This window comes from Roseivivax sediminis (genome assembly GCF_900112685.1).
GTDB lineage: Bacteria > Pseudomonadota > Alphaproteobacteria > Rhodobacterales > Rhodobacteraceae > Roseivivax > Roseivivax sediminis.
In genome coordinates, this window is sequence record NZ_FOMS01000003.1 from 124,730 (window position 1) to 142,034 (window position 17,305).

General features: G+C 68.9%; 16 protein-coding genes. 6 read left to right on the top strand and 10 right to left on the bottom strand.

Annotated elements, in window-relative coordinates; genetic code table 11:
* Nucleotides 1-7: 7 nt before the first annotated feature.
* The 8 genes from F3H57_RS06205 to F3H57_RS06240 form a co-directional block, all read right to left on the bottom strand.
* Nucleotides 8-904, bottom strand: coding sequence for a 2-dehydro-3-deoxygalactonokinase (locus F3H57_RS06205; protein ID WP_149755029.1), 897 nt, complete (start codon nucleotides 902-904; stop codon nucleotides 8-10).
* A 13-nt stretch (nucleotides 905-917) separates the two neighbouring features.
* Complete coding sequence (locus F3H57_RS06210) at nucleotides 918-1,667, bottom strand: SDR family NAD(P)-dependent oxidoreductase (protein ID WP_149755030.1); 750 nt, start codon at nucleotides 1,665-1,667, stop codon at nucleotides 918-920.
* Between the two features lie 67 nt (nucleotides 1,668-1,734).
* Nucleotides 1,735-3,072, bottom strand: a complete 1,338-nt coding sequence (gene gdhA / locus F3H57_RS06215; RefSeq protein ID WP_149755031.1) for an NADP-specific glutamate dehydrogenase — start codon at nucleotides 3,070-3,072, stop codon at nucleotides 1,735-1,737.
* A 61-nt stretch (nucleotides 3,073-3,133) separates the two neighbouring features.
* Nucleotides 3,134-3,754, bottom strand: coding sequence for a YitT family protein (locus F3H57_RS06220; protein WP_149755032.1), 621 nt, complete (start codon nucleotides 3,752-3,754; stop codon nucleotides 3,134-3,136).
* 256 nt (nucleotides 3,755-4,010) lie between these two features.
* Complete coding sequence (locus tag F3H57_RS06225) at nucleotides 4,011-5,225, bottom strand: NADP-dependent isocitrate dehydrogenase (RefSeq protein WP_149755033.1); 1,215 nt, start codon at nucleotides 5,223-5,225, stop codon at nucleotides 4,011-4,013.
* Between the two features lie 211 nt (nucleotides 5,226-5,436).
* A complete protein-coding gene (locus F3H57_RS06230) occupies nucleotides 5,437-6,654 on the bottom strand; it encodes a multidrug effflux MFS transporter (RefSeq protein ID WP_149755034.1) in 1,218 nt (405 codons plus the stop codon).
* Between the two features lie 214 nt (nucleotides 6,655-6,868).
* Nucleotides 6,869-7,507, bottom strand: a complete 639-nt coding sequence (locus tag F3H57_RS06235) for a DsbA family oxidoreductase (protein WP_149755035.1) — start codon at nucleotides 7,505-7,507, stop codon at nucleotides 6,869-6,871.
* A gap of 88 nt (nucleotides 7,508-7,595) precedes the next feature.
* Nucleotides 7,596-9,104: a class I adenylate-forming enzyme family protein gene (locus F3H57_RS06240; RefSeq protein WP_149755036.1), complete on the bottom strand. Its 1,509-nt coding sequence runs from the start codon at nucleotides 9,102-9,104 to the stop codon at nucleotides 7,596-7,598.
* A gap of 68 nt (nucleotides 9,105-9,172) precedes the next feature.
* Here F3H57_RS06240 and F3H57_RS06245 point away from each other — a divergent pair, with 68 nt between their 5' ends.
* Nucleotides 9,173-9,796, top strand: a complete 624-nt coding sequence (locus F3H57_RS06245; RefSeq protein ID WP_149755037.1) for a helix-turn-helix domain-containing protein — start codon at nucleotides 9,173-9,175, stop codon at nucleotides 9,794-9,796.
* Nucleotides 9,797-9,915: 119 nt separating this feature from the next.
* Here the strand turns inward: F3H57_RS06245 and F3H57_RS06250 are convergent, their stop codons facing one another.
* On the bottom strand, nucleotides 9,916-11,637 hold the full coding sequence (locus F3H57_RS06250) for an extracellular solute-binding protein (RefSeq protein WP_223162985.1): 1,722 nt from the start codon (nucleotides 11,635-11,637) through the stop codon (nucleotides 9,916-9,918).
* 9 nt (nucleotides 11,638-11,646) lie between these two features.
* Here F3H57_RS06250 and F3H57_RS22475 point away from each other — a divergent pair, with 9 nt between their 5' ends.
* From F3H57_RS22475 to F3H57_RS06270, 5 genes are all read left to right on the top strand, one after another.
* Complete coding sequence (locus F3H57_RS22475) at nucleotides 11,647-11,811, top strand: hypothetical protein (RefSeq protein ID WP_223162986.1); 165 nt, start codon at nucleotides 11,647-11,649, stop codon at nucleotides 11,809-11,811.
* 207 nt (nucleotides 11,812-12,018) lie between these two features.
* On the top strand, nucleotides 12,019-12,792 hold the full coding sequence (locus tag F3H57_RS06255) for a 3-hydroxybutyrate dehydrogenase (RefSeq protein WP_149755039.1): 774 nt from the start codon (nucleotides 12,019-12,021) through the stop codon (nucleotides 12,790-12,792).
* 139 nt (nucleotides 12,793-12,931) lie between these two features.
* Complete coding sequence (locus F3H57_RS06260) at nucleotides 12,932-14,017, top strand: transglutaminase-like domain-containing protein (RefSeq protein ID WP_149755040.1); 1,086 nt, start codon at nucleotides 12,932-12,934, stop codon at nucleotides 14,015-14,017.
* 66 nt (nucleotides 14,018-14,083) lie between these two features.
* Nucleotides 14,084-15,922 carry an ABCB family ABC transporter ATP-binding protein/permease gene (locus F3H57_RS06265; RefSeq protein ID WP_149755041.1) on the top strand — a complete coding sequence of 613 codons (1,839 nt, stop codon included), beginning with the start codon at nucleotides 14,084-14,086 and terminating at the stop codon, nucleotides 15,920-15,922.
* 124 nt (nucleotides 15,923-16,046) lie between these two features.
* Entirely contained in the window at nucleotides 16,047-16,385 is a 339-nt protein-coding gene (locus F3H57_RS06270) for a hypothetical protein (protein ID WP_149755042.1), read from the top strand.
* On the opposite strand, the gene F3H57_RS06275 is transcribed toward F3H57_RS06270, so the two are convergent.
* Entirely contained in the window at nucleotides 16,382-17,266 is an 885-nt protein-coding gene (locus F3H57_RS06275) for a DMT family transporter (RefSeq protein ID WP_149755043.1), read from the bottom strand. The genes F3H57_RS06270 and F3H57_RS06275 overlap by 4 nt on opposite strands.
* Nucleotides 17,267-17,305: the final 39 nt, after the last annotated feature.

Sequence of the window (17,305 nt, forward strand, 5' to 3'; positions counted from 1 at the left end):
CCTCGGGTCATTCGACGGTCGCCAGCGCCTTGTGCGCGGCCCGGAAGCCTGCAAGCGTGACCTCGTCAAGATCCGGTGTCGCCGCCACGGCACCCTGCATCGACAGGGCGGTCTGGTAGGCGGAGGACAGGGCGGCCACGCCGACAATGCGCAGCGGACGATCCTGCCAGATGTCCCGGGCCGCCGACAGCTCGGTTCCGATCAGCAGGCCCGACAGCCGCGCCCGCGACGCCTCGGGCGACAGATCGCGCAGAAGCGCCTCGGCGCGCAGCGAAAACAGGCCGGCTGGCAGCGAATCCGGCCGGGCGAGCCCGCGCTGCACGCCGTCGCGGAAGGCCGCGTCGTCCCATCCCTCGGCCCCGACGCTGAGCCGCAGGACCGACTGGTCGGACAACAGGGTGAAGAGTTCCCCGGTCATGAAGGTGCGGAACCGGACCACCTCGCCACCGCGCAGTTCGACCCATTTCGTGTGCGTCCCCGGAAGGCAGACGATCCCCTCGAAATCGGGCTCCGTCGCCATCAGGCCGGCGATCTGCACCTCTTCGCCGCGCATCACGTCGGGCGGATCGTCCTGCCGCATCCCCGGCAGGACATGCACGGCCAGCCGCGAATCGCGGGTCTCGGGCCGAACGGCCGCGGCGACCGACGGTGGCGGCGCTGGAATGGTGGTGTAGGGCGCTTCGATCCAGCCCTGGCGCGCGCCGACCATGCCGGCCGCCAGCACTTCAGTCGCCTGGGCCACCGGGATGTGGTCGCGGAGAAGACCGAGCAGCGTCGGTTCGTAATCCTCCGGTTGCAGGCGGCCCATGCCCTCGTCGGTTTCCATCCGACGCAGGACCGCGTCGCCGTCCATCACCCACAGGCGCAGATGCGTCGTGCCCCAATCCGCCGCGATCCAGACCATCACTCTCTCCGTACTAACCCGTCGTCACAACGCCGCCGTCGACGGCCATGAATTGTCCGGTCATCGCTCCGCTCGCCGCGCTCGCCAGGAACAGCGCCGGCCCGACCATGTCCGCGGGTGCCAGCGTGCGTTTCAGGCATTGCCGCTCCAGATGCGCGGCGACGGCCTCCTCGGTGGCCCAGAGCGCCCGCTGCCGCTCGGTCATAACCCAGCCGGGGCCGAGGGCGTTCGCGCGGATACCGTCCGCCCCGAATTCCCGCGCCAGCGACCGTGTGAGCGACGTGATGCCCGCATTCGCCGCAGTATAGAGCGGATAGCCCGCTTGACCCATGACGTAGCTGATCGAGCTGAGATTGACGATGGAGCCGCCGCCCGCCTCGCGCATGGCGGGTATGACGGCCTGGGAGGCAAAGAAATACGACCTCAGGTTGACCGCCATGGCGGCATCCCAGCGCACGGCGTCCACCTCCAGCGTCGTGTGGCGGGTGTCGTCGGCCACGTTGTTGACGAGGATGCGTGCGGGGCCGTGTGCGTCGGTCGCAGCGGCCACGGCGTCGTGCAGCGCCGCAAGATCGGCGACGTCGCAAGGGATGAACAGCGGCTCATCGGGAACGCCGCGCGCATCGCCGGCCACAAGGTCGAGATATGAAACCCGCGCGCCTTGCGCCGCGAAACCGGCCACGAGCGCTGCGCCGATGCCCGACCCGCCGCCGGTCACGAGGACCGCCGCACCGTCGAGATCGGGAAAGCGTGCCTCGGTCACGTTCGGATGGCCCCCACGGTCGCCCACATCAGAGGCATAACGCCGTGCCGTGGGGATGGAAAGCCGGTCAGACGATCCCGTAGGAGGATATCGCGCGAGCCAGGTGCCGGTAGCCGGCCACGTTTGCGCCGCGGCGGCAGTCGCCCGCGCTCTCGGCTTCGGCGATCACCGTGTCGTGGATGCCGTCCATGATCTTGCGCAGGGCCGCGTCGACCTCCTCACGCGACAGGAAGCGCCCCTCAGCGTTCTGGCTCATTTCCAGTCCCGAGACCGCGACGCCGCCCGCATTGGCCGCCTTGCCGGGCGCCTGTACGATGCCGGCGCGGTCGAGGATTTCCACCGCCTCCGAGGTCAGCGGCATGTTCGCGCCCTCGGCCAGGAGCGTGACGCCGGACTCGGCGATCGCGCGTGCGGCCTCCGGCCCGACCTCGTTCTGCGTGGCGCAGGGCAGGGCGATGTCCGCTTCGATTCCCCACGGGCCTTCGCCGTCACGGAACTGCAGCCCCAGCGCGGCCGGCGGATCGGCGACCTGGCCGCCGCTGCGCTTCTGCGCCCGGACCCATTCGACCGCGTCCTGGCGCATTCCGTCCGGCGCGTGCAGCGTGCCGGAGGTGTCCGACAGGCAGACGACGCGCGCGCCCATCTCGATCGCCTTCTCGGCGGCGTGGGTCGACACGTTGCCTTTGCCCGAGATCGCCACGCGCTTGCCGTCCAGCTCCGCGCTGCGCCGCGCCAGCATCGCGCAGACGAAGTAGATCAGCCCGTAGCCGGTCGCCTGCACGCGCAGCGCAGAGCCGCCGAAGGACGGCCCCTTGCCGGTGAGCGCGCCGTCGAACACGCCGCGTTTGCGCTTGTAGGTGCCGAAAAGCCAGCCGATCTCGCGCTGGCCGACATTGATGTCGCCCGCCGGCACGTCGAGGTCCGGGCCGATGAAGGGTGCGAGATGCGCCATGAACGCCTGGCAGAAGCGCATGATCTCCCGGTCCGAACAGCCCGACGGGTCGAAATCCGCGCCGCCCTTGGCGCCGCCCAGGGGCAGACCGGTCAGCGCGTTCTTGAAGCACTGCTCGAAGGCAAGGAACTTCAGCACCGAGGGCGTGACGCTCGGGTGGAAGCGCAGGCCGCCCTTGTAAGGGCCGATCGCGTTCGACATCTGGACGCGCCAGCCGCGGTTGATGCGGGTGGCGCCGCCGTCGTCCTCCCAGACCACGCGGAACTGGGCCAGAAGGTCGGGTTCGGTCAGCTGCTCCAGAACGCGCGCGGCGGCAAACTCGGCATGCGCCTTCTCGACGGTCAGGACGTCGCGAGCGACCTCCTCCACAGCCTGCAGGAATTCCGGCTCGCCGCCGCTCCTTGCGCGGACTGCGTCCATGAATGTCTCTACCAGCGCGTCGCGTCTGTCCATCCGGCCTGCTCCTTCTGCCTCGTGGAAGGCGGAGCTAGCCCGGATACGCGCACGGCAAGGTTCAGGGCCGCGCGATGTAGCGGTCGCGGCGGTGATTGACGGTGATGATCGCGTTCAGGATCACGGCGCCGAGGAGCGACCAGGCCACGATCTCCCACGGGAACAGGAACAGCGCGAGCGCGAAGACACACAGATCGAAGCCGAGCTGCACGTGCCCGGCCTTTACCCCGCGCGTGTCCTGCAGCCAGAGCGCGACGATCCCCACGCCGCCCAGCGTCGCCCCGTGGCGGAAGAGACCCAGCAGACCCATCCCGGCACAGAGGCCGAAGAGCGCGGCACCGACGGCAGGATGCAGCGGCTCCACCCGCAGCACCAGCGGCATCAGGTCGGCCATCGCCGACATCGTCGTCACCGCGACGAAATTCTTCACCGTGAAGCGCCAGCCCATCTGCCGGATCGCGAGCCAGTAGAACGGCAGGTTCAGCACGAAGAAGGCGACGCCGAAGCTGATCGCGGTCGGGTAGGCGACCACCAGCGCCAGCCCCGCGATTTGCCCGGTGATCAGTTCGGAGGCCCGCAGGAACTGGATCGACAGCGCCACCAGCGTGCAGCCGATGAGCATGCCCTGCACGTCCTCGGAGGTCGTGTGGCGATCGGGCGGCGGGGTGTCGAGAAGGATCATGCCATGCCTTCTGTCGCTCGTTGCCGAGAACGCAAGCCCGAACCGTGCGTCACGTCACCGCCCGCCGTGCACCTGCCCGTTTCGGCGGCAGGCGCCGCCCCAGCGTGCCGCCATGCGCCCCGATCCGCGCGCCGCCAGGTCGCTCGGGCCGGGGCGACGCCGGTTTCGGGCCGGATGAACCCCGGGGAGCGCAATGGGCTGGCCCCGGGCGGCCGCCGCGCGGGGGACGGGTGCTGCGCCGCGGGTCTTTCGCCGCTCACGCCCCGAGGGCGCGATCCAGGTTCGCGTCGACCTTGTCGAGAAACCCGGTCGTGGTCAGCCAGCCCTGCTCGGGTCCGACCAGCAGCGCGAGGTCCTTGGTCATGTGGCCGGCCTCGACCGTGTCCACGACCACCTTCTCCAGGGTGTCCGCAAAGGTTGTCAGTTCGGCATTGTCGTCGAGCTTGGCGCGATGCTTCAGCCCGCCGGTCCAGGCGAAGATCGACGCCACGGAGTTGGTCGAGGTCGCCTCGCCGCGCTGGTGCTGGCGGTAGTGGCGGGTGACGGTGCCGTGGGCGGCCTCGCTCTCGACGATTCCGCCGTCGGGGGTCATCAGCTGCGAGGCCATCAGCCCGAGCGAGCCGAAGCCCTGCGCGACGGTGTCCGATTGCACGTCGCCGTCGTAGTTCTTCGTGGCCCAGACGAAGCCGCCGTTCCACTTCATCGCGCAGGCGACCATGTCGTCGATCAGACGGTGCTGGTAGCCGATGCCCTTGGCCTCGAAGGCTTCGCGGAACTCGGCCTCGTAGACCTCCTCGAAGATCTCCATGAAGCGGCCGTCATAGGCCTTCAGGATCGTGTTCTTGGTCGACAGGTAGACCGGCCAGCCGAGGTTGAGGCCGTAGTTCAATGAGGCCCGCGCGAAATCGCGGATCGAGTCGTCGAGGTTGTACATGCCCATGAACACGCCCGAGGAGGGCGCATCGTAGACCTCTTTCTCGATCACCGTGCCGTCCTCGCCGACGAATTTCATCGACAGCGTGCCCTTGCCGGGAAAGTGGAAGTCGGTGGCGCGGTACTGGTCGCCGAAGGCGTGGCGACCGATGACGATGGGGCGCGTCCAGCCGGGGACGAGCCGCGGCACGTTGCGGCAGATGATCGGTGCGCGGAAGACCACGCCGCCGAGGATGTTGCGGATCGTCCCGTTGGGCGAGCGCCACATCTTCTTGAGTCCGAATTCCTCGACTCGCGCCTCGTCCGGCGTGATCGTGGCGCATTTCACCGCACAGCCGACCTCGCGCGTCTTCTCGGCCGCGTGCACGGTGATGCGGTCGTCCGTGCGGTCGCGTTCCTGGATCGACAGATCGTAATAGAGAAGGTCGATATCGAGGTAAGGCTTGATCAGCTTTTCCTTGATGAAATCCCACATGATGCGGGTCATCTCGTCACCGTCCATCTCGACGATGGGGTTCTCGACCTTGATCCTGGACATCGCTGCGGCTCCGTTCTGCGGGTTGCGCCTGCCGTGGCTCTATCGCATGTGGGCGATTAAGGAAATATGTGTATGCGATCGTATACCGAAATTCCTTCCCGCCACAGGATCCGTCTGCCGCAATGGTGCGCAGGATGCACGCCCTTCGGGCGCCTGTCTGTGATGGTGCAGGGGGACAGGCAGGGTGGGCAATCTGCCCACCCCGGGGCGCCTAGGCCGCGGCTGTCACCGGCGCCTCGATGCGCCGCATGTGGAGCATCAGACCCAGGGCGAGCACCGCCTCGACGCACATCGCGGCGGCCAGCGGCAGGGGCGTGCCGTCGAACATCAGCCCCACGGGGATCGCCAGCACCACCGCGGCGACCGTGGCGATGGCGCCGATCAGGCTCGCTGCGAGGCCCGCGATATGGCCCAGCGGCTCCATCGCGATGGCGTTGAGGTTGCCGATCGAGAGCCCGGCCATGAAGAACACGGTGCCCTGCCAGAACACGAAGGCGCCGAAATAGACCGCCTCGGGCACACCGGCGAGGCCGATGGCGACCATCACGCCAGATACCACGACCTGCATCGCCAGGATCGCGGTCACGATCCGCCGCATGCCGACGCGCACCACGATGGTGGCGTTGAGAAGGCTGGCGCTGGAAGCACAGAGTGCCACCGCCCCGAACCAGAGCGGAAACTCGTCGCCGCGCCCGAAGGTCACGTCGTAGACCGGCTGCACGCTGGAAAGCATCGAGAACATCATCCCGAAGGTCAGCGCCTGCACCATGATCGAGATCCGCACCACCGGCTGCGCGGCCATCTCGCGCGCGGCGCTGGCGATGGCGGCAAAGCGCAGGGGCCGACGGGCCTCCGGCGGATGGGTCTCGGGCAGGCGGATCATCATCCAGACCGCCGAGACCACCGAGAACAGCACGAAGGCGATGAAGACTCCGCGCCATCCGGCGAAGCCGATGATAACCGCCCCGAGGCTCGGCGCCAGCGCCGGCACCACCGTGAAGACGATCAGCACGAAGGACATGATGCGCGCCATCTCGCGGCCCGAGACGAGGTCGCGGATGATCGCCAGCGCCACCACGCGCGGTCCGGCGGCGCCAAGCCCCTGCGCCAGCCGCGCCGCCAGCAGCACCTCGAGCGACTGGGCGCGCGCCGCGACCAGCGCCGCGATGCAGTAGAGGATCGCCCCGCCCAGCACCACAGGCTTGCGACCGTAGGCGTCCGACAGCGGGCCGGTGAAGAACGTCCCGAGCCCCATGCCGAGCACGAAGACCGTCAGGATCAGCTGCGCGCGGTTCACGTCGTCCGGGGTCATCGCCTCGGCGATCTCGGGCAGGGCCGGCAGCATCGAGTCGATGGAAAAGGCGATGGTCGCGAACATCATGGCAAGAAGCGCGACGAGTTCGGAGCGGCGGATCGGAAGCGAGGACATCGGGCGGACTTTCGTTGAGCTGCCCGGGACATAGCCCGGTCGGCTTTAAGAAACCACCCGGTATCCAAACGCGTGCGCTATCACCTGCCTGTGCGGCACGGCACAGAAATGCGATCACGCCCGCAGGCCAGTGCGTTAGCGGTTGATCTTCACCCGCCGGCTGCAATCCGCACCAAATAGCATGGCAGCCATGCGTGTGATGCATGTCGGCAGATCAGCTGTCCGCGCCGGCCTTCAGCTCCGCGATGACCTTCGCCCAGAGTTCGGGCGGCTGCGCGCCGGGCACGGCATGCTTGCCGCCGACGATGAAGGTCGGCACCCCGGTCACGCCCATCTCCCGGGCGGCGCGGTCGCGTTCTGCGATTTCTTCGCGGTCGGCCTCGGAGGCGAGCAGGCGCAGGATCAACGCCGCGTCGAGCCCGATCCCGTCGGCGATGTCGGCCAGCGTCTCGTGCTCGCCGATATCCCGGCCATCGTCGAAATAAGCGGCGAAGAGCGCGGAGACGGCGGCGGTCTGGCGACCCTCGATCCCTGCCCAGTGGATCAGCCGGTGCGCGTCGAGCGTGTTGGGCGTGCGCGTGATCCGGTCGAAGGCGATGTCGAGCCCGGCCGCTTCTGCCGCTTCGAGGACCGGGGCATAGGCGCTCTCTGCGCCCTCGGGGCCGCCGAACTTGTCTTCGAGATAGGCTCGCCGGTCCATGCCACCGGCGGGCATGTCGGGATTGAGCTGGAACGGGTGCCATTCGATGTCGAACGGATGATCCGGGATCTCGGCCAGGGCCCGGTCGAGCTGCGTCTTGCCGATCAGGCACCAGGGGCAGATCGGATCGGACAGGATGTCGAGCTTGACCAAGGGGCTCTCCTTCTTCGGGGGCGGCAGGAAGGTCGTATCGGATTGCACCGATGTATCAGATGGGGGCGCGGGATGCACGTGGCCGGGATCAGTCGGTCGGCAGATGCTCGGGCAGGCGGCGGCGCAGGAGCTTGCCGTTGGCGCTGCGCGGCAGGCTATCCAGGCGCTGCCAGAGCCGCGGGCACTTGTAGCGCGCGAGCCGGGTGGCGATCCAGGCGTCGAGATCGGCGTCGTTGAGCGCCTCGGGGCCGGTCCAGAACGCGGCGATGACGCGCACGCCGGGCTTGACCTCCATGTCGGTCACGCCGGCCTCGTCGATCCCGGGATGGGTCAGCAGGATGTCCTCGACCTCCTGCGGGGCGACGCGCAGGCCGCCGGCATTCATCAGATCGTCCATGCGGCCGAGATAGGTGATGCTGCCGTCCGCAGCCATTGCGCCGCGGTCGCCGGTGAGGAACCACTCGCCCTGCATCTTCTCGGCCGTTGCCTCGGGGTCGCCCAGATAGCCCAGCATGAGCCCCGGATCGCACCGGTCCACCGCGATCTCGCCGGGCTCGTCGGCCCTGACCGGGCCAGCCTCGCCCAGGATCGCGACGCGCCGGCCGACCTGCGGCCGCCCCAGCGTGCCGGGCGCCGCCGGCGCGCCGGGCGCGGCGGAGATGAATGTCGAGCATTCCGACATTCCGTAGGCTTCGAAGATCGGCGTGCCGGTCGCTTGCTCCCACGCGGTGCGCACCGGCTCGGCCAGTTTCTCGCCTGCCGAGAGGCCGTGCCGCAGCTTCGGCAGCTTCGGGTCATGCTTCAGGATCTGCCGGTAAACGCCCGGCGCGGCGGCGAAAATCGTGGCCTCGTGGCGGTCGAGGAGGAGCGGGAGTTGTGCCGGCGTCACGCCCGCGGCAGGGATCAGCGCGGTCGCGCCCATGGTCCACGGGTCGAGCAGACCGGTGCCCAGCGTGAAGGTCCAGTTGAACGCGCCGGCATGGGCCAGCCGGTCGGACGGACCCAGGCCGTACCAGCCCTCCATCATCATCTGCCGGGCCCAGACGGCGCGGTGCGCATGGGCGACGGCGCGCGGGCGACCCGAGGTGCCGGAAGTCATCACGATATAGGCGAGCCGGTCCGGATCGCCCATGTCGAAAGGCGCCGGCGGCAGCTCGCGCCAGACCTGCATGTCCTCGGGGCCGAAAATCGGAAGGGCGGTTTCGGGGCAGGCCACGTCCGGCTCCCGCAGGATGGCGGCGGGCGCAAGCTGCGCGGCGATCTTCTCGACCTCCGGGGCAGTGAGCTGCGCCGAGGTGGGCACCGGCACCAGCCCCGCGGCGATGGCGCCGAGAAAGGCGAGCGGAAAGGCGACGGTGTTGCCGAGGCGCAGGAGAACCCGATCGCCCGGCGCCAGCCCCGCCTGCAGGAGCCCCGCCGCCGTGCCGCCCACCGCGGCCCCGAGCCGGCCGTAGCTCCAGCGCTCGGCGCCCGTCGGCGCGATCACCGCCAAGGCGATCTTGTCGGGGTCCGGCGCTGCGAAGCCCAGCACGTGGGCGGCCAGGTTGAAGGGTGCGGGGCAGGGCGCCGGGCGCCCGCAATCGAAGATCGCGTCCATGGCCGGCGACGTAGCCGCCCCGGCCGCCGTCTTGCAAGCGCAACCGGTGCGGCCTATGACCTTCGGCCATGTCCGGTCACGATCCCCAGAGCCTGATCCGCATCGCGCGCGAGACCGGCCCCTCGGAAGAGGGCGAGCCGCTCAATCTTGGCGAGCGGGTGCGCGAGCTGCGCAAGGCCCGCGACTGGACGCTGGAACAGGCGGCGCGGCAGGCGGGGCTGGCCCGGTCGACCCTGTCGAAGATCGAGAACGGTCAGATGTCGCCCACCTACGACGCGCTGAAGAAACTGGCGACGGGGCTGGAGATCTCCGTGCCGCAGCTCTTCACGCCGCCGACGCGCGACAAGGCGAACGGCCGGCTGGCGGTGACCAAGGACGGGGACGGGACTCCGCAGGCCACCGTGACCTACGAACATGCGCTGCTGGCCGAGACGCTCACCAAGAAGCAGATGCTGCCCTATCGCGCCCGCGTCCGCGCCCGGTCGATGGACGAGTTCGACGGCTGGGTGCGCCATGACGGGGAAGAGTTCCTCTATGTCCTGACGGGGGTGATCCGGCTCTACACGGAGTTCTACGAGCCGATCGAGATGCGGCGCGGCGACAGCGCGTATTACGACGCGACCATGGGGCACAACGTGATCTCGGTCAGCGCGGACGACGCGACGATCCTCTGGGTGACCTCGCTGGTCTGAGCCGGCGAGCGAAAGGGTGAGGGGCGCTGCCCCTCTTGGCCGCGGGGCGGCCAATTCACCCCGGAGTATTTCGCGACGAGAAGAAGGAGAAAGGCGCGCCGCCCCGGGGAGCGGGCCGATCACTCTGCCTCGTACCACCAGACGTCGGGATGGAAGTTGATGAAGTCGCCGTAGATCGGCAGCGTGTCGGGATAGTGCAGGGCGGCGTCGTGGGCGATCCGGCTTTCCAGGAACTGGTAGATCGGGATCACGTAGCGTCCGGTGGTCAGCGCCCGGTCGAGCGCCTTGGTTGCGGTAACGAAGTCGTCGCGGCTCTGCGATGTCAGGATCTCGTCGATCATCGCGTCGATGGCCGGGCTCTGCACGCCCATCCAGTTGAGCGAGCCTTGCGAGGAGGCCGCGGCCGACCCCCAATACAGCTTCTGCTCGTTGCCGGGGCTGAGCGACAGGCCGCGGGTGTAGAAGGTCATGTCGAAATCGAAGCTGTCCGTGCGCTCCGCATATTGCGCCTTGTCGACGCGGGAGACGGTCACATCGATGCCCATGCGCTCGAGCGCGGGGACGTAGAGGTCGATGATGGCGCCCACATCGGCCTCGGGCGTGGAGGAGGGCAGCAGGATCTCGAAGCCGAAGGGGCGCCCATCGGGGGTGGTCATCCGGCCGGCCTCAACACTGTAGCCGGCCTCGCGCATCAGGGCCTGGGCCTGGCGCAGGTTCGCGCGGTTGCTGGCACTGCCGTCGCCTTCGGGCAGGGCGTAGGGCTCAAGCGCGTCCGGCACCAGTGAATCGCTGTGCGGCTGGAGGAGAGCGGCGACCTCCTCGCTCGCCGGGCCGTCCTCCATCGCCAGCAGCGAGTTGGAGAAATAGGAGCGGATGCGCGGCTGCCGCCCGCCGGTGAGCGCGTCGTTGATGTATTCGAAGTTGAAGGCATGGATCATCGCGCTGCGCACGCGCCAGTCGGAAAAGGCCGGGCGGCGGGTGTTCATCACGAAGCCGGTCATCCCGGTGGGGCGCTGGTGCGGGATCTCGGACAGCTCGATCTCGCCGCGCTGGACGGCGGGGAAGTCGTATTGCGTGGCCCATTTCTCCGCGTTGGTCTCGCGGATGGAAGTGATGGCGCCGGCCTTGAAGGCCTCGAACAGGACCTGGGCGTCGGCGAAGAACTCCATGCGGATGGTGTCGAGGTTGGCCTGGCCCTGCATGAAGGGCAGGTCCTTGCCCCAGTAATCGGGGTTGCGGGTCATCTCCACGTAGCGGCCGGCCTCGAAATCGCTGACGACATAGGGCGCGGTGCCGATGGGGATGGTGTCGAGCCCCGATTCGGTGAACTCCTTTTGCTCCCACTGCGCGCGCTTGAGGATCGGGCGCATGCCGATCAGGAGCGCCAGTTCGCGGTTGTCGGTGCTGAAGGTGAAGCGCACGGAGCGGGGACCGGTCTGCTCCATCTCCTCCACCTGCGCCCAGGTGCCGAGGTAGCGTGGATGCCCGATCGTGCCGAGTGTTTCGTAGGACCACATCACGTCCTCGATGGTGACCTCGCTGCCGTCGGAGAATCGCGCTTCCTCGCGCAGGGTGAACTCCACCCAGGAGCGGTCGTCGGCGACTTCTATCGATTCGGCGAGCAGACCGTAGAGCGTGAAGGGTTCGTCGTAGCTGCGGCCCATCAGGCTTTCGTAGCCGAGAAACCGCAATTGCCAGGGCACGACGCCCTTGAGGATGTGCGGATTGAGGCTGTCGAAACTGCCGACCTCGCCGACGACGATCCGGCCGCCCTTGGGGGCATCGGGATTGACGTAAGGCAGCGCCACAAAATCGGGTGGCAGCGCCGGTTCGCCGTACATAGCTATGCCATGCTGGGGCTCGGCAAGGGCCGGCGCGGCGCCGACGCCGATGATAAATGCGGCGCGGCCGAGCGCCCGGAGAAACTGCTTCCGCATGGCGGCATCAAACCCTTCTGCCCTGGTGTCACGCTGATGGTTCTCTACGCCCGCATCGCCCTGCAATCAAACTTTTAGCTTGGCTTCCGAAGGTGGAAGGGATATGTAAGAGGCACTGCTCGATAGGTTTCTTGCCTGTATGAAACCTGCCTCAATAACTGAACGCCGGCCTTGTGCCGGCGTTTTTTTTTAGCATGAGCCGGCCCCGGCGCTCGACGGCGGTGCGTCTTGCGCTCCTTTGCAAGTGCGGCGAGACTTGCCGCGGATGCGAAACGGAGGCCGTTCATGTCGCTCAAGGGAAAGACCGCCATCATCACCGGATCGAACTCGGGCATCGGGCTCGGGGTCGCGCATGAACTGGCGCGCGCGGGTGCCGACGTCGTGCTGAATTCCTTCACCGATACCGACGAGGATCACAAGCTGGCCGAGGATCTCGGGCGCGAACACGGCGTCACCGCGCGCTACATCAAGGCGGACATGTCGAAGGGCGAGGAATGCCGCCACCTGATCGAGGCCGCCGGCGCCTGCGACATTCTGGTCAACAATGCCGGCATTCAGCACGTCGCGCCCATCGACGAGTTCCCGGCGGAGAAGTGGGACGCGATCATCGCGATCAATCTCAGCTCGGCCTTTCACACCACCGCGGCGGGGCTGCCGATGATGCGCAAGGCCGGCTGGGGTCGGGTGGTCAACATCGCCTCGGCGCACGGGCTGACCGCGTCGCCCTACAAGTCGGCCTATATCTCGGCCAAGCACGGCATCGTCGGCATGACCAAGACCGTGGCGCTGGAAACCGCGAAGGAGCCGATCACGGCGAACGCCATTTGCCCCGGCTACGTGCTGACGCCGCTGGTCGAATCGCAAATCCCCGATACCGCGAAGAAGTACGACATGAGCGAGGAGGAGGTGAAGGAGAAGGTGATTCTCGAACGCCAGCCCTCCAAGGAGTTCGCCACCGTCGAGCAGATCGGCGGCACCGCGGTGTTCCTGTGCTCGGACGCGGCGGCGCAGATCACCGGCACGACGATCAGCGTCGATGGCGGCTGGACGGCGCTCTGAAACAGGGTGCGAGATGTGGCCTGGCGCAGGATTTTAACTAAAATCCTGCGCACGATCTTAGGTAAGATCGTGCGCCGTCGCGCTTGCGTGGGACGGGCGCCCGGCCTATGGCCCGGCGGCAGATGACAGAGGTACGGCCATGCACAGACGGCACCTGATTCTCGGCGGCGCGGCCGCCGCGACCCTTGCAGCCCTGCCGCGCCATGCGGCGGCCGCATTCGCGCCGACGCCCGGCGACTGGCGGCGGTTCGAGCTTGTGACGGAGATCACGCTGCCTGCCGGTGCCGAGGCGCAGGCCTGGGTGCCCATGCCATCCTTCGAGGCGGACGGCTGGATGCGCGCGGGCAAGGCGCAGTGGTCGGGCGACGCCGAGAAGGTAGAGGTCGTGACCTCGGGTGACGGGGCGGAGATGCTGCATGCGCGCTGGCCGGCGGGCGAGACGCCGCGCCGACTGCAGGTGACGACGCTGTCCGCCACGCGGGACCGGGCGGTGGATCTCTCCGCGCCCGGCTCCGTTCCGCCGCTGCCCGAAGGGGCGCGGGCCCGCTACACCGCGGCGACCGATCTCATTCCGACAGACGGGATCGTGCGCGAAACCTCGGACCGGGCCACCGCCGGGGCGAAGACGGACCTCGCCAAGGCCCGGGCGATCTACGATTGGATCGTGGAGAACACCGCGCGCAACCCCGAGACCCGCGGCTGCGGGCTGGGCGACATCGGCTCGATGCTGCACATGGGCGATCTGACCGGCAAATGCGCCGATCTCAACGCGCTCTTCGTCGGGCTCGCGCGGGCCGCAGGGCTGCCGGCGCGCGACCTTTACGGGCTGCGCGTGGCACCCTCCGCGTTCGGCTACAAGAGCCTTGGCGCCGGATCGGCCGACGTTACCCGCGCGCAGCATTGCCGGGCCGAGGTCTGGCTGCAGGACTTCGGCTGGGTGCCGGTCGATCCCGCCGACGTGCGCAAGGTGATGCTGGAGGAGCCGCCGAAGGACCTGCCGCTGTCGCATCCCAAGGTCGCCGCGGCGCGCGAGACGCTGTTCGGCGCCTGGGAGGGCAACTGGATCGCCTACAACGACGCGCACGACGTGGCGCTGCCGGGCGCCGAACTGGGCGAGGTGCCGTTCCTGATGTATCCGCAGGCGGAGATCGGCGGGGAGCGTCGCGATCCCCTGTCCCCGGACGACTTCGCCTACACGATCACGGCGCGGGACCTGCCGGCCTGATCGGCCGCATGGTCATCCCGGGCGCGGGCGGATATCCCGGTCCCTGACCGCCAGCCCGGAGACGACATGCCGCCCGATGCCAGCCGAGAGACCGACCGGAGCGCGCTCGCCGGGGACGAGCGTCGGTCCGGCCTGCGCACGATCCGCCGGGTTGCTCCCTACCTCTGGCCCGAGGGGCAGCCGTGGGTGAAGCGGCGCGTGGTCGGCGCGCTGACGCTTCTGGTCATCGCGAAGGTGATCGCGGTTGGCACGCCGCTCTTTTACAAGGCGGCGGTCGATGCGCTGACCGACGGCGAGGTCACGCCGGCCTGGGCGCTCGGCGCCGGCGCCGTGGCGCTGACCGTCGCCTATGGCATGGCGCGGCTGATGAATACCGGTTTCCAGCAGCTGCGCGACGCCGTCTTCTCGCGCGTCGGCCAGCGCGCGCTGCGGACCATCGCGCTGGAGACCTTCCGCCACATCCACCGCCTCAGCCTGCGCTACCACCTGACGCGCCGCACCGGGGGGCTGTCGCGGATCATGGAACGGGGCGTGAAGGGCGTGGAGTTCCTGCTGCGCTTCCTGCTGTTCTCCATCGGCCCGCTCCTGCTGGAACTGGTGCTGATCGCGGTCGTGCTCTTCGTGCTGTTCGACCCGTGGTACCTTGTCGTCGTGACCGGCACGATCGCCGCCTATGTCGGGTTCACCTTCAAGGTGACCGAATGGCGCGTGAAGCTGCGGCGCGAGATGAACGACCAGGACACCGACGCCAACCAGAAGGCGATCGATTCGCTCCTGAACTTCGAGACGGTGAAGTATTTCGGCGCCGAGGCGCGCGAGGCGGCGCGCTACGACATGGCGATGCGCGGCTACGAGAGCGCGGCGATCCGCACGCAAGTGTCGCTGGCGGCGCTGAACTTCGGCCAGGCCTTCCTGATCACCGCCGGCCTTGTCGGGGTCATGGTGATGGCGGCGCGCGGGGTCGCCTCGGGCGCGCTGACGGTCGGCGATTTCGTCATGGTCAACGCCTACATGATCCAGATCACCATGCCGCTCAATTTCCTCGGCACGGTCTACCGCGAGATCCGGCAGAGCCTTGTCGACATGGGCCAGATGTTCGACCTGCTGGAGCAGCCGGCGGAGGTGTCGGACAAGCCTGGGGCGCGGGATCTGGAGGTGTCACGCGGGGTTGTGGAGCTGGACGCGATCCGCTTCGGCTACGAGCCCGACCGGCCGATCCTGAAGGGCGTGTCGCTGCGGGTTGGCGCCGGCGAGAGCGTGGCGCTGGTCGGCCCGTCGGGATCGGGCAAGTCCACCATCGGGCGGCTGCTGTTCCGGTTCTACGACGTGCAGGGCGGCGCGATCCGCATCGACGGGCAGGATATCCGGGACGTCACGCAGGACAGCCTGCACGCGGCGATCGGCGTGGTGCCGCAGGACACGGTCCTGTTCAACGACACGATCCGCTACAACATCGCCTACGGCCGCGAGGAGGCCACGCAGGAGGAGATCGAGGAGGCCGCCCGCGCCGCACAGATCCACGAATTCGTGCGCTCGCTGCCCGAGGGCTACGACACCCAGGTCGGCGAGCGGGGGCTGAAGCTGTCGGGCGGGGAGAAGCAGCGCGTGGGTATCGCGCGGACGCTGCTGAAGGATCCGCCGGTCCTGCTGCTGGACGAGGCGACCTCGGCGCTCGACACCGAGACGGAGCAGGGCATCCAGGAGGCGTTGGCGCGCGCGGCGGAGGGGCGCAGCGTGCTGACCATCGCGCACCGGCTGTCGACCGTTGCCGACGCCGACCGGATCGTGGTGCTCGAGGCCGGCGAAGTCGTGGAGGAGGGCAGCCATGCCGACCTTCTGGCGCGGGGCGGGCGCTATGCCGGGCTCTGGGCGCGGCAGGCGGCGGAGCGGGAGGACGCAGCGTGAGCGTGGTGCGAGGGGTCGGGGGCCGGCCTTGCGGCGCGGACGGGAGCGAGGGGCCGGCCCCTCGCGCTCCCCGGAGTATTTCAGGCCCAAAGAAGCAGGGGCGCAGGAAGAGGATGGGGCGCGCGTGAGCCGGAAGAATCATCCCGAGACGCCGGACGGGCGGTACTTCGTGGCGAAGGGGCGGCTTTGGCGGAAGACCGATCCGCGGCTTTCGGACACGGAGCGGCGGGCGGCGATCAAGGCGTTGATGCAGGCGCGGCGGGCCGTGGGGCAGGCGGAGACGGCGGACGCGGAGCGGGCGGCGCGGGACGACGTGGACGCGGCCAAGCGGCGGCTCGGCGAGCGCGGCGCCGTCTGGTGGAAGGACGGCGCGCCCGACGAGGGCGGGCTGCATCCGAAGAACAGCTCATACGCCAAGTGGTGGGCGGGCCTCAGCGAGGCGGAACGGGAGGCCGGCCTCTAGCGCCGCGTGCCGAAGGTGGCGAGCGCGGCGGCGGCGAGAATGGTGAGCGCGCCGAGGAGCGCCTGCCAGGTCGGCAGCGTCGCGAAGAGCACGACGTCGAACAGGAGCGCCCAGACGAGGCCGGTATATTCGATCGGGGCGAGCGTGGCGACGGGCGCGCGCGCCACCGCCTCGGTGCCCGCGATGGCGGCGAGGCCGCCGAAGATTCCGGTGGCGAGGAGCGGGACCCATGCCTCGGGCGGCGGCGCGGTCCAGCCGAAGGGGGCGGAGCCGAGCGCGGCCAGAGAGGTGATGACGGACATGTAGAAGGCGATGGTGGACGGGGCTTCGGAGCGGGTCATGTCTTTCACCTGCACGCGCACCACGGCCATCACGAGGGCGAATCCGAGCCCGGCGGCGACGCCGATCGCGGCGCCTTCGGTGGGGAGCTCCAGCGCCGACCACAGCATCAGCGCGACGCCGGCGAGGCCGATCAGCACCGACAGGATCGCGGTGGGGCCGATGCGTTCCTTCAGGACCAGCGCGGCCAGCGGCAGCGTGAGGATCGGCGCGAGGAAGGACAGCGCCTCCGCGCTCGCCACCGGCAGGTAGGCGAGCGAGAGAAAGGACAGCGCCACGGAGACCGCGCCGAGGCCGCCCCGCAAGGCGTGGGCGCCGGGCCTGCGGGTGCGCAGCCCGGCGCGAAAGCCCCCGCGCAGGTGCATGTAGAAGCAGATGGGCCCGAGCGCGAGGAACGACCGCCAGAAGACGATCTGGCCGACCGGCACGGTTTTGGCGGCGGCGTGCACCGCTGCGGACATCGCGGTCAGCAGGAAGATCGCCAGAAGCCGGAGCCCGACGCCTTCGAAGAGCGCGCGGCGGAGTGACAGGGAGTGGGTCATGAGGCACCCGTTAGCGCTAACAGGCGTCGCTTTGCAAGG

Bases quoted from the DNA above. Each gene is read 5' to 3' on its own strand.
- F3H57_RS06205 (WP_149755029.1), bottom strand. From the start codon at position 904: ATGGTCTGGATCGCGGCGGATTGGGGCACGACGCATCTGCGCCTGTGG.
- gdhA (WP_149755031.1), bottom strand. From the start codon at position 3,072: ATGGACAGACGCGACGCGCTGGTAGAGACATTCATGGACGCAGTCCGC.
- F3H57_RS06220 (WP_149755032.1), bottom strand. From the start codon at position 3,754: ATGATCCTTCTCGACACCCCGCCGCCCGATCGCCACACGACCTCCGAG.
- F3H57_RS06225 (WP_149755033.1), bottom strand. From the start codon at position 5,225: ATGTCCAGGATCAAGGTCGAGAACCCCATCGTCGAGATGGACGGTGAC.
- F3H57_RS06230 (WP_149755034.1), bottom strand. From the start codon at position 6,654: ATGTCCTCGCTTCCGATCCGCCGCTCCGAACTCGTCGCGCTTCTTGCC.
- F3H57_RS06240 (WP_149755036.1), bottom strand. From the start codon at position 9,104: ATGGACGCGATCTTCGATTGCGGGCGCCCGGCGCCCTGCCCCGCACCC.
- F3H57_RS06245 (WP_149755037.1), top strand. From the start codon at position 9,173: ATGTCCGGTCACGATCCCCAGAGCCTGATCCGCATCGCGCGCGAGACC.
- F3H57_RS06250 (WP_223162985.1), bottom strand. From the start codon at position 11,637: ATGTACGGCGAACCGGCGCTGCCACCCGATTTTGTGGCGCTGCCTTAC.
- F3H57_RS22475 (WP_223162986.1), top strand. From the start codon at position 11,647: ATGCTGGGGCTCGGCAAGGGCCGGCGCGGCGCCGACGCCGATGATAAA.
- F3H57_RS06255 (WP_149755039.1), top strand. From the start codon at position 12,019: ATGTCGCTCAAGGGAAAGACCGCCATCATCACCGGATCGAACTCGGGC.
- F3H57_RS06260 (WP_149755040.1), top strand. From the start codon at position 12,932: ATGCACAGACGGCACCTGATTCTCGGCGGCGCGGCCGCCGCGACCCTT.
- F3H57_RS06265 (WP_149755041.1), top strand. From the start codon at position 14,084: ATGCCGCCCGATGCCAGCCGAGAGACCGACCGGAGCGCGCTCGCCGGG.
- F3H57_RS06275 (WP_149755043.1), bottom strand. From the start codon at position 17,266: ATGACCCACTCCCTGTCACTCCGCCGCGCGCTCTTCGAAGGCGTCGGG.